The sequence below is a fragment of the Azospirillum halopraeferens DSM 3675 genome (genome assembly GCF_000429625.1).
In the GTDB taxonomy this organism is placed as follows: Bacteria; Pseudomonadota; Alphaproteobacteria; order Azospirillales; family Azospirillaceae; genus Azospirillum; species Azospirillum halopraeferens.
In genome coordinates this window covers 196599-212805 of sequence record NZ_KE386928.1, presented here as the reverse complement: position 1 = coordinate 212805, position 16207 = coordinate 196599, and the positions used below count along the sequence as shown (strand labels likewise).

General features: G+C 71.0%; 16 protein-coding genes. 12 read left to right on the top strand and 4 right to left on the bottom strand.

Going from position 1 to position 16207, the window contains the following annotated elements; all coding sequences use genetic code 11:
• Position 1 precedes the first annotated feature (1 nt).
• Both mtaB and ftsY read left to right on the top strand, forming a co-directional pair.
• Positions 2-1288, top strand: a complete 1287-nt coding sequence (gene mtaB, locus G472_RS0128450) for a tRNA (N(6)-L-threonylcarbamoyladenosine(37)-C(2))-methylthiotransferase MtaB (protein ID WP_035694092.1) — start codon at positions 2-4, stop codon at positions 1286-1288.
• The gene (gene ftsY / locus G472_RS0128445) at positions 1285-2475 is read left to right on the top strand and encodes a signal recognition particle-docking protein FtsY (RefSeq protein ID WP_084536965.1); all 1191 of its coding nucleotides are present in this window, start codon (positions 1285-1287) and stop codon (positions 2473-2475) included. Before mtaB ends, ftsY begins: the two co-directional genes overlap by 4 nt.
• A 15-nt stretch (positions 2476-2490) precedes the next feature.
• Here the strand turns inward: ftsY and G472_RS0128440 are convergent, their stop codons facing one another.
• A complete protein-coding gene (locus G472_RS0128440) occupies positions 2491-2772 on the bottom strand; it encodes a hypothetical protein (protein ID WP_029011105.1) in 282 nt (93 codons plus the stop codon).
• 234 nt (positions 2773-3006) lie between these two features.
• On the opposite strand from G472_RS0128440, the gene G472_RS0128435 reads away from it, so the two are divergent.
• The 4 genes from G472_RS0128435 to puuE all read left to right on the top strand — a co-directional run bounded on the left by G472_RS0128435 (position 3007) and on the right by puuE (position 7175).
• On the top strand, positions 3007-4542 hold the full coding sequence (locus G472_RS0128435; protein ID WP_029011104.1) for an AMP nucleosidase: 1536 nt from the start codon (positions 3007-3009) through the stop codon (positions 4540-4542).
• 131 nt (positions 4543-4673) lie between these two features.
• A complete protein-coding gene (locus G472_RS0128430) occupies positions 4674-5630 on the top strand; it encodes a lipid A deacylase LpxR family protein (protein WP_051341488.1) in 957 nt (318 codons plus the stop codon).
• A 49-nt stretch (positions 5631-5679) separates the two neighbouring features.
• Positions 5680-6249 carry a septation protein A gene (locus G472_RS0128425; protein WP_029011102.1) on the top strand — a complete coding sequence of 190 codons (570 nt, stop codon included), beginning with the start codon at positions 5680-5682 and terminating at the stop codon, positions 6247-6249.
• Entirely contained in the window at positions 6246-7175 is a 930-nt protein-coding gene (gene puuE, locus G472_RS0128420; RefSeq protein WP_029011101.1) for an allantoinase PuuE, read from the top strand. Before G472_RS0128425 ends, puuE begins: the two co-directional genes overlap by 4 nt.
• Here the strand turns inward: puuE and G472_RS0128415 are convergent.
• Complete coding sequence (locus G472_RS0128415; protein WP_211100272.1) at positions 7160-8092, bottom strand: LysR family transcriptional regulator; 933 nt, start codon at positions 8090-8092, stop codon at positions 7160-7162. The two genes, puuE and G472_RS0128415, sit on opposite strands and share 16 nt — an antisense overlap.
• A gap of 94 nt (positions 8093-8186) precedes the next feature.
• On the opposite strand from G472_RS0128415, the gene wrbA reads away from it, so the two are divergent.
• Together wrbA and G472_RS0128405 are read left to right on the top strand one after the other, a co-directional pair.
• Positions 8187-8807: an NAD(P)H:quinone oxidoreductase gene (gene wrbA / locus G472_RS0128410; protein ID WP_029011099.1), complete on the top strand. Its 621-nt coding sequence runs from the start codon at positions 8187-8189 to the stop codon at positions 8805-8807.
• Positions 8807-10000, top strand: coding sequence for an MFS transporter (locus tag G472_RS0128405; protein ID WP_029011098.1), 1194 nt, complete (start codon positions 8807-8809; stop codon positions 9998-10000). The genes wrbA and G472_RS0128405 overlap by 1 nt, the downstream gene beginning before the upstream one ends.
• Before the next feature lie 2 nt (positions 10001-10002).
• Here the strand turns inward: G472_RS0128405 and G472_RS0128400 are convergent, their stop codons facing one another.
• Positions 10003-10452: a MarR family winged helix-turn-helix transcriptional regulator gene (locus G472_RS0128400; RefSeq protein WP_029011097.1), complete on the bottom strand. Its 450-nt coding sequence runs from the start codon at positions 10450-10452 to the stop codon at positions 10003-10005.
• Positions 10453-10544: 92 nt separating this feature from the next.
• Between G472_RS0128400 and G472_RS0128395 the strand changes: the two genes are divergently transcribed.
• Both G472_RS0128395 and G472_RS0128390 read left to right on the top strand, forming a co-directional pair.
• The gene (locus tag G472_RS0128395) at positions 10545-11627 is read left to right on the top strand and encodes a sialidase family protein (protein WP_029011096.1); all 1083 of its coding nucleotides are present in this window, start codon (positions 10545-10547) and stop codon (positions 11625-11627) included.
• A 4-nt stretch (positions 11628-11631) separates the two neighbouring features.
• A complete protein-coding gene (locus G472_RS0128390) occupies positions 11632-11913 on the top strand; it encodes a MoaD/ThiS family protein (RefSeq protein ID WP_029011095.1) in 282 nt (93 codons plus the stop codon).
• Positions 11914-11923: 10 nt separating this feature from the next.
• On the opposite strand, the gene G472_RS0128385 is transcribed toward G472_RS0128390, so the two are convergent.
• Positions 11924-13696 carry an SLC13 family permease gene (locus G472_RS0128385; RefSeq protein WP_029011094.1) on the bottom strand — a complete coding sequence of 591 codons (1773 nt, stop codon included), beginning with the start codon at positions 13694-13696 and terminating at the stop codon, positions 11924-11926.
• Between the two features lie 272 nt (positions 13697-13968).
• Here G472_RS0128385 and secF point away from each other — a divergent pair, with 272 nt between their 5' ends.
• Together secF and G472_RS36205 are read left to right on the top strand one after the other, a co-directional pair.
• A complete protein-coding gene (secF, locus tag G472_RS0128380) occupies positions 13969-14904 on the top strand; it encodes a protein translocase subunit SecF (protein ID WP_029011093.1) in 936 nt (311 codons plus the stop codon).
• Positions 14905-15034: 130 nt separating this feature from the next.
• A complete protein-coding gene (locus G472_RS36205; RefSeq protein ID WP_051341486.1) occupies positions 15035-16036 on the top strand; it encodes an SPOR domain-containing protein in 1002 nt (333 codons plus the stop codon).
• The last annotated feature ends 171 nt before the right edge of the window (positions 16037-16207 follow it).

Sequence of the window (16207 nt, the reverse complement as noted above, 5' to 3'; positions counted from 1 at the left end):
CATGCCCCCTCCCCCCTGCGATCCCGAGATCGTCACCTTCGGCTGCCGGCTCAACACCTACGAGTCGGAGGTGATGCGCAGCCACGCGCGCAACGCCGGGCTGGGGAACGTGATCGTCGTCAACACCTGCGCCGTCACCTCCGAGGCGGAGCGGCAGGCGCGCCAGGCCATCCGCAAGCTGCGCCGGGAGAACCCGGACGCCCGCATCGTGGTCACCGGCTGCGCCGCTCAGATCGACCCGGCGCGCTACGCCGCCATGACCGAGGTCGACCAGGTGCTGGGCAACCGGGAGAAGCTGCAGCCCGAAAGCTGGGGCCTGCCGCCGGCCGAAAGGGTTCTGGTCAACGACATCATGTCGGTGAAGGAAACCGCCGGCCACCTGATCGGCGGCTTCGAGGATCGGGCGCGCGCCTTCGTCCAGGTGCAGCAGGGCTGCGACCACCGCTGCACCTTCTGCATCATCCCCTACGGCCGCGGTCCGTCGCGCTCGGTCCCGCTGGGCGCGGTGGTGGACCAGGTGAAGGCGCTGGTCGCCGCCGGCTACAACGAGGTGGTGCTGTCGGGCGTGGACATCACCAGCTACGGCCCCGACCTGCCGGGCACGCCGACGCTGGGGCAGATGGTGCGCCGCCTGCTGGCCTGCGTGCCGGAGCTGGCGCGCCTGCGCCTGTCGTCGCTGGACTGCATCGAGATCGACGACGACCTCTGGCGCCTGATCGAGAGTGAGCCGCGGCTGATGCCGCACCTGCACCTGTCGCTCCAGGCCGGCGACGACCTGATCCTGAAGCGCATGAAGCGCCGCCACTCCCGCGCCGACGCCGTGGCCTTCTGCGAGCGGGTGCGGCGGGCGCGGCCCGACATGGTGTTCGGCGCCGACCTGATCGCCGGCTTCCCCACCGAGGACGAGGCGATGTTCACCAACACGCTGCGCCTGGTGGAGGACTGCGGGCTGACCTGGCTGCACGTCTTTCCCTACAGCCCGCGCCCCGGCACCCCGGCGGCCCGCATGCCCAACGACAACGCGCCCTTCCGCAAGGAGCGCGCCGCCCGCCTGCGCGCCGCCGGAGCGGCCGCGGTGCGGCGCCATCTCGCGGCGGCGGTCGGCCGCACCGCCACGGTGCTGGTGGAGAAGGACACCCTGGGCCGCACCGAACACTTCACCGAGATCCGCCTGGACCGGGCCTTCGCGCCCGGCACGCTGGTTCCCACCCGCATCACCGGCATCGACGGCGAGCGGCTGACCGGCCGCCCCCTCGACACCGCCACAGGGAGTTCGGAGCGCTCATGATCCTGCGCTGGTTCGGCCGCAAGAAGCCCGAGGAGCAGCCCCGGGACGAGGAGCACACGCAGCCGACGGAATCGGTTCCCCCGCCCGCCCCCGAACCGGCCGCCCCCGAACCGATCGCCCCCGAACCGATCGCGCCGGAGGTGCACGCCGACGCACCGGAAGAGCCCGAGGAGCGGACCGTCGCCGAGGTGCCGGAAGAGCCGGAGGAGGTGGAAGCCCCGCCGCCCGTCGCGGCCGTGCCGGCCCCGGCGGAGGAGCCGAAAAAGAAGGGCTGGCTGTCGCGCCTGAAGGAGGGGCTGTCCAAGTCCTCGTCCCGGCTGACCGACGGCATCACCGGCATCTTCACCAAGCGCAAGCTGGACGACGACGCGCTGGAGGAGCTGGAGGAGCTGCTGATCACCGCCGATCTCGGGCCGGTCACGGCCGCGAAGATGACGGCGGAACTGGCGCGCACCCGCTTCGGCAAGGAGGTGTCGCCCGACGAGGTGAAGCGGGCCCTGGCCGGCGAGGTGGCGAAGATCCTCACCCCCGTGGCGCAGCCCCTCGCCATCGACCCGGCGCACCGGCCCCACGTCATCCTGGTGGTGGGCGTCAACGGCACGGGCAAGACGACCACCATCGGCAAGCTGGCCCGCCAGTTCCGCGACGAGGGCAAGAGCGTCATGCTCGCCGCCGGCGACACCTTCCGCGCCGCCGCGGTCAGCCAGCTCAGGATCTGGGGGGAACGCACGGGCTGCCCCGTGGTCGCCAGGGACACCGGGGCCGACGCCGCCGGTCTCGCCTTCGATGCCCTGGAGCGCGCCCGGCGCGACGGCGTCGACGTGCTGCTGATCGACACCGCCGGCCGGCTGCAGAACAAGGCCGGCCTGATGGAAGAGCTGAAGAAGGTGGTGCGCGTCATCAAGAAGCTGGACGAGAGCGCCCCCCACACCACCCTGCTGACGCTGGACGCCACCACCGGCCAGAACGCCCACAGCCAGGTCGAGGTCTTCCGCGACATGGTCAACGTCAGCGGCCTGATCCTGACCAAGCTGGACGGCTCGGCCCGCGGCGGCGTGCTGGTGGCGCTGGCGGAGAAGTTCAGGCTGCCGGTCCACGCCATTGGCGTGGGTGAGGGCGTGGAGGACCTGCGCCCCTTCGACGCCGACCAGTTCGCCCGCTCCCTGATGGGGCTGGAAACCCGGTAAGGGCCCGTTCAGCCCCTACGCTGCGCCCTTGCCCCCCGGCGGGGTGTAGCCGAGGGTGGTCGGCAGGCGGCGGCTCATCTCCTTCACACGGCCCCGCAGTTCATGGAACTCGGCCGGGCGCCGCGTGTCGAACAGGCGCTGGTCGATGCGCGCCATCATCGGAATGAGCTGCGACAGCGTCGCCTTGATCTCGGATACGTCGGCGCGCAACGCGTCCTGCCCGGCTTCCAGCCGGGCCACCGCCGTGAGCAGGGAGTCCTGACCCTGCCGGAGACGGTTGACATCGGCGCGCAGCACCCCCTGCCCGATCTCCGGGTGCGTTACGTCCGCCCGCAATCTGTCTTGCCCGTTTTCAAGCCGCTGCAAGCGGCCAGGGACATCGTCCGCCATGTCGCCACACACCACGAATGTATTCAACCTATAGTATAGGCATGGCGGTTCCCCCCTGTCGACGGCACAGCTTTTCCTTCCCGCGGCGCCCCGCGCGCGCCATGTGTTGGTTCAGCAGTGCCGAACCGTTCCGGAGCCGTCATGACCGACCCCTTCGCCGCCGTCCCCGCCGGTCCACTTCCTCCGGGCCCGGTGGGCACCTTCGACGACGCCGACGCGGCGCTGGCGCAGGTGCAGGCGATCTGGAACCACAACGCAGCCTGGCTGCGCGACCGCTTCACCGCCTTCGCCCGCGGCAAGGACCCGGACGCGCGGGTGCACGCGGGCTATCCCTACGTGACGCTGACCACGGACACGGTCGCGGCGGTGGACACACGGCTGTCCTACGGTTTCGTCGAGGGGCCGGGGGTGCACACCACCACGCTGGCGCGGCCGGACCTGTTCGACAATTATTACCGTGAGCAGTTTGCCCTGCTGCTGAAGAACCACGGGGTGCCCATCGAGGTGGGGGTGAGCCGGGAGGCCATTCCCATCCATTTCGCCTTTCCCGGCGGCCTGCACGTCGAGGGGGACCTGACGCGCGAGCGGCTGATGCGCCTGCCCGACCTGTTCGACCTGCCGGATCTGGCGCGCATGGACGACACCATCGTCAACGGCACCTACGAGGCGGCGGCCGACCAGCCGCGGCCGCTGGCCCTGTTCACCGCGCCGCGCGTCGATTTTTCGCTGCATCGCCTGAAGCACTACACGGCCACGTCGCCGGAGCATTTCCAGAATTTCGTCCTGTTCACCAACTACCAGTTCTACGTGGACGAGTTCGTGAAGCTGGCGCACGAGATCATGGCCCCGTCCGACGACCCCGCCGTCGCCGCCGACCGCCGCCGCTACGACCGCTTCGTCGAGCCGTCGGACATCGTCACCCTGAACGCCAATCTCCATCCCGATGCCCGGCCGGAGGACGTGACGATCACCCGCCGGCTGCGTCTGCCGCAGATGCCGGCCTACCACCTGACGCGGCCCGACGGAAACGGCATCTCCCTGGTCAACATCGGCGTCGGCCCGTCCAACGCCAAGACGATCACCGACCATATCGCGGTGCTGCGCCCGCACGCCTGGATCATGCTGGGCCATTGCGCCGGCCTGCGGTCCACCCAGCGGCTCGGCGACTATGTGCTGGCGCACGGCTACGTGCGCGACGACCACGTTCTGGACGCCGACCTGCCCACCTGGGTGCCGGTGCCGGCGCTGGCCGAGGTGCAGCGCGCCCTGGAAACCGCGGTGGAGCGTGTCACCGGCCTGTCGGGCTACACGCTGAAGAGCATCATGCGCACCGGCACCGTCGCCACCATCGACAACCGCAACTGGGAACTGCGCGACCATCGCGAGCCGCTGCAACGCTTCAGCCAGAGCCGTGCCATCGCCCTGGACATGGAATCCGCCACCATCGCCGCCAACGGCTTCCGCTTCCGCGTGCCCTACGGGACGCTGCTGTGCGTCTCCGACAAGCCCCTGCACGGCGAGCTGAAGCTGCCCGGCATGGCCGACCATTTCTACCGCGAGCGGGTGGACCAGCATCTGAAGATCGGCGTGCTGGCCATGGAACTGCTGCGCGAGAACGGCCTGGAAAGCCTGCATTCGCGCAAGCTGCGCAGCTTCGCCGAGGTGCCGTTCCAGTAGCGCGCCCGCATTCCCGTTTGCATCGGCGCTGCCGGCTGCCCATCTCGCGGGGGGCGCGATGGCGGCAGGACGGGACGACGGGAATGGGCGGGTGGGCGGCGTGCATCCGGGCAGCGGGGACGAGCGCGGCGGTGGCACTGGCAGCGGCCGGCGGCGCCGGTCCGGCGGCGGCGCAGACCGCGTTCGGCTTCTGGCTGGACAACGACCTGTTCGCGGGCACCGACCGCTACTACACCAACGGCGTGCAGGTCTATTACATCTCGGACGCCCTGCCGACTCTCGGGGTCATGGACTGGCTGGCCGACCGCCTCGTCCACCCCGGAGAGCCCGCGGCCCGGCGCTACGGCTTCGCCCTCGGCCAGGCGATGTACGCGCCGCAGGACCTCACCCGGCGGGAGCTGATCACGGACGACCGGCCCTACGCCGGCTGGCTGTACGGCCGCCTGTCGCTGTTGTCCACGACGCCGCGGGCGGTGGACCGCATCGACCTGGACGTGGGCATCGTCGGGCCGGCGTCGCTGGCCGAACCGACGCAGAAGCTGGTGCACCGCGTCGTGCCCGACGCCACGCGGCCGATGGGCTGGCACAACCAGTTGCGCAACGAGCCGGGCGTCATCCTCAGCTACGAGCACGTCTGGCGCGATCCGGCGCCGGTGTCCATCGGCCCCCTCAGCCTGGACATCGCCCCCCACGCCGCGGGGTCGCTGGGCAACGTGCTGACCTTCGCCGGCACGGGCTTCACCATGCGGCTGGGGCAGAACATGCCGGCGCCCCTCGGCTCCCTGGTGACGCGGCCGACCGCGGCCATTCCTTTCCACGAGGGGGCGCACCCGGCCCCCTATTCCTGGTACGTCTACGCCGCCACCGAGGTGCGGGCGGTGGCGCGCAACATCTTCCTGGACGGCAACACCTTCGTGTCCAGCCACAGCGTCGACCGCAACACCCTGGTCGGCAGCCTCCAGATCGGCGTCTCCGCGCGCTGGGGCGAGGTCGGGATCTCCTATGCCCACAGCTTCATCACGCCGGAGTTCCGCGGCCAGGACGGCGTCACCTCCTACGGGTCGCTGCGGTTGTCGATGCTGTTCTAATGCTGTTGCCCCCTTTTACGGCGCCCCTCTTCGGGCTATGTGAAAGGGCATGAGCCCCATCGCCCGTCTCCTCGTGGAAGCCGGCCCGCTCGCGGCCTTCTTCTTCGCCAACGCCAACTACGGCATCATGACCGGAACGGCGGTTTTCATGGTGGCCACCACGGTGGCGGTCGCCATCTCGTGGCACGCCGAACGCAAGGTGCCGGTGATGCCGGTGGTCGGCGCCGGCTTCGTCCTGCTGTTCGGCGGGCTGACGCTGTGGATGAACGACGAGCTGTTCATCAAGCTGAAGCCGACGCTGGTCAACCTGCTGTTCGCCACCGTCCTGTTCACCGCCCACGTCTTCGGCCGCAACGTGCTGAAGCACCTGCTGGGCACCGTGATGGCCCTGCGCGACGAGGGATGGCGCATCCTGGGCCTGCGCTGGGCCTGGTTCTTCGTGGCCCTGGCGGTGCTGAACGAGATCGTGTGGCGCAGCGTGTCGACCGACGCCTGGGTGAACTTCAAGGTGTTCGGCATCATGCCCCTCACTCTGGTGTTCAGCGCGCTGCAGATGCCGGTTATCCTGCGCTACCAGATCCACCAGGACCAGCCTACGGACGAGACCGCCCCATCATGACTCCGACCACCGTGACGCCCGCCTATCCCCGCGATCTGATCGGCTACGGGGCGGAGCCTCCCCACGCCAACTGGCCGGGCGGCGCGCGGGTGGCGGTGCAGTTCGTGATCAATTACGAGGAGGGCGGCGAGAACTGCGTGCTGCACGGCGACACCGCGTCGGAAGCCTTCCTGTCGGAGATCGTCGGCGCCCAGCCCATCCCCGGCATGCGCCACATGAACATGGAGTCGATCTACGAATACGGCTCGCGGGCGGGCTTCTGGCGGCTCCACCGCCTGTTCACCGAGCGCAGCCTGCCGGTCACCGTCTACGGCGTCGCCATGGCCCTGGAGCGCAACCCCGAGGCGGTGGCCGCCATGAAGGCCGCGGGATGGGAGATCGCCACCCACGGCTGGCGCTGGATCGACTACCAGCACCTGTCCGAGGCGGAGGAGCGCGCCCACATGGCCCGCGCCATCGCGGTGCACACCCGCGTGACCGGCGAGCGGCCGCTGGGCTGGTACCTCGGCCGGTGCAGCCCCAACACCCGCCGTCTCGTCGCCGAAGAGGGCGGCTTCCTCTACGACGCCGATTCCTACGCCGACGACCTGCCCTATTGGGACGATTCCCACGGGCGGCCGCAGCTCATCGTGCCCTACACCCTGGACGCCAACGACATGCGCTTCGCGTCCGCCCAGGGCTTCAACAGCGGCGAGCAGTTCTTCACCTACCTGAAGGACAGCTTCGACGTGCTGTACGCCGAGGGCGAGACCCGGCCGAAGATGCTGTCGGTGGGCCTGCACTGCCGCCTCGTCGGCCGCCCGGGCCGGGCCGCCTCGCTGGCCCGCTTCCTCGATTACGTCGCGTCGCACGACAGGGTCTGGGTCACCCGCCGCATCGACATCGCCCGCCACTGGATGGCCGAACACCCCTACCGCGCGGGCTGACCGTCCACGGGTGCGAGCAGCGCCCGGCGGAACGCCTGCGCCGCGGGCCCGAGCGGCGCGTCCAGGCGGTGCGCCAGATAGGCTTCCGAGACCACCTGCCCGTCCCGCCCCAGTGCCGGCGCGTCAAGGCGCACGAGGCGCTTCCCGGCGATGTCGCGTTCGACCAGCCACAACGGCAGGCGGCCCCAGCCGAGGCCCGCAAGGATCATGGCGTGCTTGGCGTCCTGCCCGCCGACGCGGCACGTCCGCGGCGACAGCACGCCGAAGCTCCGCCCCTCCGACAGGGGTGTCGGATCGGACAGCACGACCTGCACATGGTCCGCCAGGTCCGGCAGACCCGCGGGATCGTCGCCCCGCCGCGCGGCAAGGGGATGGCCCGCGGCAACGACCGCGACCAATTCGACCGTCCCGATCGCCTCCGGCGCGATGCGCGGATCGCGGAAATCCTCCCCGACCAGGATGGCGAGCGTGCTGCGCTTCTCGACCAGGGCCGTGACGGGCCCGCCCAGCGGCTCGACGTCCAGGCGGATGTCGACGGCGGGATAGGTCCGCCCCATCGCCGCCAGCGCCGCGCCGACGCGGGCGAGCGGGAACAGGGTGTCGACCGTCAGGGACAAAACCAACTCCACCCCTTCGCAGAGGCCGCGGGCCCGCGCCCGCATGGCATCGACGCGCAGGAGGACGTCACGGGCGTTGGCCAGGAGGCTCCGCCCGGCCGGTGTGAGCACCGGCCGATGGCCGGAGCGGTCGAACAGGGCCGTGCCCAGTTCCCCCTCCAGCGTCGCGATCGCGTGGCTCACGGCAGACTGCACGCGCGACAGGCGCACGGCGGCCGCCCGGAAGCTGCCGCTCTCGGCGACGGTTACGAAGACCCGCATCTGGTCCAGCGTCAGCGCGTCCAGCATGATCGATGCCATAGATCGAACTCATCGATCTTATGCCACTTCCTGAGATCATCCGACAACGCCAATCTCCTTTCCGACGATCAACGGGGATCATCGGAGGGTGACGATGGCCAAGGTGCTGGTTCTCTACTACTCGTCGTACGGCCACATCGCGGAGATGGCCGCGGCCGTGGCCGAAGGGGTCCGCGACGCGGGGGCGCAGGCCGTGGTGAAGCGCGTGCCCGAACTGGTTCCCGAAGCGGTGGCGCAGCGTTCCGGATACGCGCATGACCCGACGGAGATCGCCGGCGTCGCCGAACTGGCCGACTACGATGCGGTCATCATCGGCACGCCCACCCGTTTCGGGACCATGGCGGCGCAGATGAAGAACTTCCTGGACCAAGCCGGCGGGCTGTGGGCGAACGATGCCCTTGTCGGCCGGGTCGGCAGCGTCTTCACGTCCACCGGCAGCCAGCATGGCGGCCAGGAGACGACGATCGTCACGACGCAGATCGTGCTCCTGCACCTCGGCATGGTCGTGGTCGGCCTGCCCTACAGCTTCAAGGGCCAGTTGCGGATGGACGAGATCACCGGCGGCTCGCCCTATGGTGCGTCGACCCTTGCCGAGGGACCCGGCGGCGGCGATCGCCGGCCCACCGCCAACGAACTGGACGGTGCCCGCTTCCAGGGGCGCCACGTCGCGATGATCGCCGGGGTCCTCGCCGCGGCCCGGCCCGGGGTGGCGTGATGAGCGCTCCGGTCGCGGCGGGCGCCGTTGGCACCGGCCGGTCGACGGCGGTTGCCGCCGTGGTGGCAGCGGGTATCGCCGCCGCCGTGCATGTGGGCAAGGCCCCCATCGCGGTGCCGCTGTTGCAGGCCGACCTCGGCATCGACCTCGCGACGGCGGGGGCGCTGAGCGGCGTCATCGCGGTCCTCGGCCTCGTCGGCGGCATCCCCGCCGGAGCGCTGGCCGTGCGGGCGGGCGACCGCCGGACGCTGCTGGCCGGTCTGGCCGCCCTGGCCGCCGGTGCGGCGAGCGGTGCTGCGGGAACCTCCCTCTCCCTGCTGTTCGCGGCACGGTTTGTCGAGGGGCTGGGATTCCTGCTGGTCACCGTTGCCGGGCCGGCGGTCCTGGACCGCGTGGTCCCGCCCACGGGGCGCAACGCGGCCTTCGCCGCGTGGAGCTGCTTCATGCCGGCCGGCATGGCCATCGCCATGATCGCCGGCCCGCACTTTGCCGACTGGCGCTCCCTGTGGTGGGGCGGTGCCGGTGTCGTTGCGATGGCCGGTGCCGCCGTGCTGTTCGCCGTTCCCGCCGCGCCGGCCGGCGGCCGGCCGTCCGGTCGCGGCCTCGCGGCCGACACCGCTGCGGTGGCCTCGCGGCGGGCCCCGCTGCTGCTGGCGGCCGGCTTCGCGCTCTACAGCCTGATGTTCTTCGCCCTGTTCAGCTTCCTCCCGGTGCTGCTGATGCAGCGGATCGGCGTGACGCATGGTGCGGCGGGGCTGCTGACCGCCCTGGCAACCGCCGCGAACGTGACCGGCAACCTCGCGGCCGGCGTCCTGCTGAAGCGGGGCGTCGGACGGCGGACGCTGATCTCCGCTGCCGCCCTGGCAATGGCCCTGACGGCGCCGGGCATTTTCCTGCCGGTGCTGCCGGACGCAGCCGCCTTCCTGCTCTGCGTGGTCTTCTCGGCGGTCGGCGGGCTGATCCCGGCCACCATCCTGGCCTCCGCCCCCGGGGCGGCGCTTTCCGCCGCGTCGGGGCCCATCGTGGTCGGGCTGGCGATGCAGGGGAGCAACCTGGGCCAGGTCGTCGGTCCCACCGCCATCGGCGGTGTCGTGGAGGCCCACGGCTGGCCCGCCGCCGCTGCGGCCGTCGGTGCGGCCGGGCTGGCCGCCATGCTGGTCGGCCGGGCGCTGCCCCCCGGGCCCGACCGGTAGCCTTAGGACAACGAGCGCAGGTCGCCGCGCAGCCGGTCGAGCGCCGGCTCGTCCAGGATGCGGGCGGTCGCCGCCTGCTCCGCCTCCCACAGGGGCAGCGCCCGGGCCAGCAGGGCCCGCCCCTGCGGTGTCAGCGCCAGCACCCGGCCGCGGCGGTCCGCCGGGTCCACCGCAACGCGCACCAGCCCGCGACGCTCCAGCGGCTTCAGAGCCGCCGTCAGCGTGGTGCGGTCCATCGCCAGCAGGGCGGCGACGCTGCCCATTCCCGGCGGCTCCGGCCGATTGAGGGACATCAGCAGCGAGAACTGGCCGTTGGTGAGGCCAAGCGGCCGCAACGCCTCGTCGTAGCGCCGGGCGAGCGCGCGGGCGGCGCGCTGGGCGTGCAGGCACACGCAGGTGTCGCGCACCCGCAGCGTCGTTTCGAAGGGCAGAAGATCGGGATCTTTTGACATGGTCTTATAATGTTGATATCAACATATTTTGTCCAGTCCCCCCATCGGGTGAAACCTGCGGCGGGGTGACGCAGCAGCAGGGGAGAAGCGGCATGGCGGCACGGGTCCTGGTCCTCGTCGGCACCCGCAAGGGCGCCTTCATCCTGGAAAGCGACGCCGAACGGAGGTCGTGGACGCAACGCGGCCCGTTCTGCGAAACGTGGCCCATCAACCACGTGGTGGCCGACCCGGCGACCGGCGTCCTGTACGCCGGCGGCGGCAACGAATGGTTCGGCCCCGCGGTCTGGCGATCGGACGACCGCGGCGCCACCTGGACCCACTCCGGCGCCGGTCTGGCGTACCCGGAGGGCGAGGTGCCGGTCAAGGCGGTGTGGAGCCTGGCGGTCGGCCACGGCGCGCTCTACGCCGGCGTCGAGCCCGCCGGGCTGTTCCGCAGCGATGACGGCGGGCGGACCTGGACGCACCTCTCCGGCCTGCGCGACCACCCGTCGCGGGCGGACTGGCAGCCGGGCGGCGGCGGACTGATCCTCCACCACGTCCTCCTTCATCCCGACGATCCGCGGCGGATGTGGGTGGGCATTTCCACCGGCGGCGTCTTCCACACCGCCGACGGCGGAGAGACCTGGGAGCCGCGCAACCGGGGCACCCGTTGCGACTTCCTGCCCGAAGGGCAGCGTTATCCGGAGCACGGCCAGTGCGTGCACAGCCTGGCCATGGCGGCCGGGCTGCCCGACCGGCTGTACCAGCAGAACCATTGCGGCATGTACCGCAGCGACGACGGCGGCCGGCATTGGACCAGCATCGAGGCCGGCCTGCCCTCGTCCTTCGGCTTCCCGGCGGCCGTCCACCCCCGTGATCCCGCGACGCTCTATCTGGTGCCGCTGAACGGCGATTCGGCCGGGCGCTTCGTGCCCGACGGCCGCGCGGCGGTGTGGCGCACCCGCGACGCGGGGGAAAGCTGGACGCCCCTGCGCGACGGACTGCCGCAGGAGAACGCCTATTTCGGCGTGCTGCGCCAAGCCATGGCAACGGACGGGCTGGCCTCTGCCGGGGTCTATTTCGGCACCGGAACGGGTTCCCTCTACGCCAGCGCCGACGAGGGGGACCACTGGACCGGCATCGCCCGGCACCTGCCGCCGATCCTGTCGGTGGAGACGCTGGTCATCGGGGACTGAGGCCATGACGAGCCCTTCCCGTCCGGTGTCCGTCCACCTTCCGGCACCGCTGGTGGCCCTGTTCCCCGGCTCCCCCCGGCAACTGGAGGTGCCCGCCGCCACGGTGGCGGAGATGATGGACGCCCTCGACGCGCGCTGGCCGGGCATGCGCGACCGGCTGTGCGACACCACCCCGGCCATCCGCCGCCACATCAACGTCTTCGTGGACGGCGCGCGCGCGCGCCTCGATACGCGTCTCGCCCCCGGAACCGCGGTCTACGTCATGACCGCGGTCAGCGGCGGCTGAACGCCGGGGTTCAGAATGGCCAGATCACCGGGATCAGCAGGCTGGCGATGATCCAGAACAGGACGTTGAGGGGCAGGCCGATGCGCACGAAGTCCAGGTACTTGTAGCCGCCGGCGCCATAGACGAACAGGTGCGTCTGGTAGCCGATGGGCGTGGAGAAGCAGGCGGAGGCGGCGAACATCACGGCCACCAGGAACGGCCGCGGATCGACGCCGAGCTGCTGGGCGATGCCGATGGCGATGGGGGTCAGCAGCACGCCGACGGCGTTGTTGCTGGCCACCTCCGTCAGGATGGTGGCCAGCAGGTAGAGCAGCGCCAGCACCATCCACGGCCCGAGGTGGCCGATCTGCGCCACCACCGCCACGGCGAACAGTTCGACCACCCCCGTCTTTTCCAGCGCCATGCCCAGCGGCAGCATGCCGAAGATCAGGAAGAGGATGCGCCACTCGATCGACTTGTAGAGTTCGGAGTGGGGCACGCAGCCCGCCAGCACCACCGCCACCGAGGCGATCAGCGCCAGCCCGGCGATGGGCATCACCTCGAAGAACGACAGCACCACCACCGCCAGCACGGCCAGCACGGCGATCCACGCCTTGTCGGTGCGCAGCGGGTGGTGCTCCGGCTGGGTCAGGTTGATGAGGTCCCCCGAATCGACCAGACGGCGGATGCCCTCGGCCGGCCCTTCCAGCAGCACCGTGTCGCCCACCTCCAGCCGCACGTCCTCGAACTTGCCGCGCAGGTTCTCGCCCTGCCGGTGCACGGCGATGATGTAGACGCCGTAGCGCCGGCGCAGGTTGAACTCCGACAGGCGGTGGTTCACGAAGCCGGAGCGCGGGCCGACGATGCCCTCCACCAGCACGGTGCGGCGGGTCGCCACCTCCTGGAAGCGGTCGTCCGGCTCGAACCCGATGCCGGCCCGCTCGCGCAGGCCGATCACCCCCTCCACCCCGGTCTTGATCACCAGCCGGTCGCCGGCCTGCAACCGCACGGAGGGAAGCTGCCGGCGCAGGCTCTCGTCGCCGCGCACCACGTCGATGACGCGCCCCGCCTCCAGCTTGGTCAGCCGCGCCTCCTCCAGGGACTTGCCGATCACCGCGGCGTCGGGCAGGACGATCATCTCCGTCAGGAACTGGCGCGGCGGCAGCTCGTCCAGCAGCGACGTCACCGTTTCCCGGTTGGGCAGCAGGCGGTCGCTGAACAGCAGCAGGTAGGCGGTCCCCAGGATCGCCAGCACGATGCCCAGGGGCGCGATCTCGAACAGACCGAAGGCCGGCTGACCCAGGCGCTGCGCCACGCCGTCGACCAGCAGGTTGGTGGAGGTGCCGATCAGCGAGCAGGTGCCGCCGAAGATGGCCGCGTAGGACAGCGGGATCAGCATCTTCGACGGGGCGATGCGGAGGTGCTGGCACAGGCGGATCACCACGGGGGTAAGGATGACCACCACGGGCGTGTTGTTGATGAAGGCCGACACCACCACCGCCAGCCCGACGATCCCCAGCAGGGCCAGCGCGCGCGTTCGCCCCACCCAGCGGGTGGCCGCGTCGCCCAGCGCCTCGATGCAGCCGGTGCGCTCCAGCGCCGCCGACAGCACGAACATGGCCCCGACCGTCACCACGCCGGGATTGGAGAAGACCTCCAGCGTCTCGCGCGTGCTGAGCACGCCGGCCGCCAGCAGCGCAGCCGTCGTCGACAGGGCCACGATGTCGGGGGGGACCCATTCCCGGATGAAGGCGACCAGCACCGCCGCCAGCAGCACGAGCACGAAGATCTGATCAAAGGTCATGCCGCTTCCGGACTCCGATCCGCTGACGCAACGGACGCGCATTATGGGAGCGGCGGCTCGGCCGCGACAAGCGCCGGCTGGGGTTCCGGCACGCGCCGGCGTGGAATTCCGCAAATCCCCATATCGGCATGTGCGAACGGGATAATTTTCCCCTTCCGGCTTTTCCGGCCCGCCGGGGCGCCGTTGCGCCCTTGCCCCGGGGCGCAAAAGCCGGTAAGCCCTGCCCGTCCGGCCTCACGGGCCCCGCCCGATTCCACGACCAGGATGTTCCGATGCGTCTGCTGCGCCTCGTCCCCGACCGTCCCAACATCGACTTCATCGGCAAGCGGAAGATCGCCTACGCGGTCTCCATCCTGCTGCTGCTGGTGACCCTGGGATCGCTGGCGGTGCAGGGCCTGAACCTGGGCATCGACTTCGCCGGCGGCATCCTGATCGAGGCCAAGTCCGACCACGACATCGACATCGCCGCCATGCGCCAGCAGCTCAACACCGCCAATCTCGGGGCGGTGGCGTTGCAGGAGTTCGGCGGCCCGCGCGACATCCTGATCCGCGTCCAGCAGCAGGAGGGCGACGCCGCCAACCAAGCCGCCATCCAGACGGTGCGCGGGATTCTCGGCGGCGGGTGGGAGTACCGCCGGGTCGAACTGGTGGGGCCGACGGTCGGCGCCGAACTGCTCCGCGACGGCATCATCGCAACGGTGCTGGCGGTGCTGGCCATCACCGCCTACGTCGCCTTCCGATTCGAATGGCAGTTCGGCGTGGCGGCGCTGATCACCACCGCCCACGACGTGGTGGTGACGCTGGGCCTCTACACCCTGTTCGGGCTGGAGTTCAACCTGACCTCCGTGGCCGCCCTGCTGACCCTGGCGGGATATTCCATCAACGACACGGTGGTGGTCTTTGACCGCATCCGCGAGATGATGCGCCGCTACAAGCAGCTCGACCTCAAGTCGGTGATCAACGAAGCGGTCAACCAGACCCTGTCGCGCACCGTGCTCACCTCCGGTTCGACGCTGCTGGCGATCCTGCCGCTGCTTCTGTTCGGCGGCAGCGCGCTGTTCGACTTCACGCTGGCGCTGGCCTTCGGCATCCTGCTGGGCACCTTCTCGTCGGTGTACGTGGGTGCGGCCCTGCTGCTGCACATGCCGGCGATCCGCGGCCGCGCCGCCGGCACGGACACCGCGGAGGAAGCCGCCCCAAGGGGGTAATGCCACCCCGCCTTTGCACGCGCATCCGGCGCATCGGCGTTTCACCCCCTGACGAAATGGGGTAAAAGCGGTCCTGTCCGTCCGGAGTATCCCGGCGGCCGTCCGGGACAGATCGGGTGCACCCCCAGCCGTGACCAAGGACAAGACGACGTCCGCCATCGCTCCGTCCGTCACCGAACCGTCCGGTCCCGCCGGCGTGGCCGCAGGCAGCGGTGGCGACGACATCGCGACGCTTCTGCGCGCCATCTCCGACGACATCCGGGACGACCGGCTCGCCGCCGACCGGGACGACCCCGACGACGATGAGGAGTACGGGGACGAGGAGGAGGAGGAGCCGCGCCGGGCCATCCCCTACGGCAAGATTGCGGCGGCGCTGATCGCCGCGGCCGGCATCGGCTTCGCCGTCGTCATGCTCGATTCCCTGCGCGACCCGCCCGGCCCGGTCGGCTCCGAAGCTGAAACGGCAGCCGTCGACGCCGCTCCGGCCGCGCCGCCGTCGCTGCTTCAGCGGGTGCCCGCTCCGGCCCCTGCCCCGGCAACGATCACGGAGCCGGTGGCCCCGCCTCCGTCACCCTCCGCCGCCGACGGGACCGCCCCGCAACCCCTGATCGCCCGCGCCCCGCTCCCCTCCGCCGCACCGGAACCGGCATCCGAACCGGCACGGGCAGCGGCACCCGCACCGGAGTCGACGGTGGTGGAGCCGGATGAGGAGGCCGCCGGGCAGGACGATGCGGCCGACCTGCCCGATCCCGACGCGGAGCCGATGCCGCCGGCCGCACCGCTGCCCGGCGGTCCCGCGGCGGCCGCACAGCCTCCCGCCGCACCGCCTGCCGCCGCACCGGCCCCCGCCACGGCCGCCCGGGGACCCACCCGCCCGCCCGCCGGGGCGCCGGCGGGACGCTACACCGTGCAGGTCGGCACGTTCCGGGATGCGGCCAACGCCACGGCGCTGGTGCGCCGCCTGACCGAGCGCGGCTACCGCGCCTACGCCATGGGCTGGACGGACCCGGAGGGTCGCTCCTGGACCGCCGTGCGCGTCGGCGGCTACGAGGGGCGCGGCGAAGCGACGCGAGTGGCCGGGGAGCTGCAAGGGGTCCTGGGCCTGACCCCCATCGTGGTCGGCACGCGCTGACACCACGCAGCCGCACCGGCCACGGCCGGATGTCTTCATGGTTCGGCGCGGTGATTGTCGCCGCAACCGATGGGGTGCGGCTTGATCTGCCGTTATCCTCAACGGTAACATGAGCGGTCTGCGTTGCCTGCATACATAAACAAACAAAGATCGGCCGTTCTGGCCGACGAA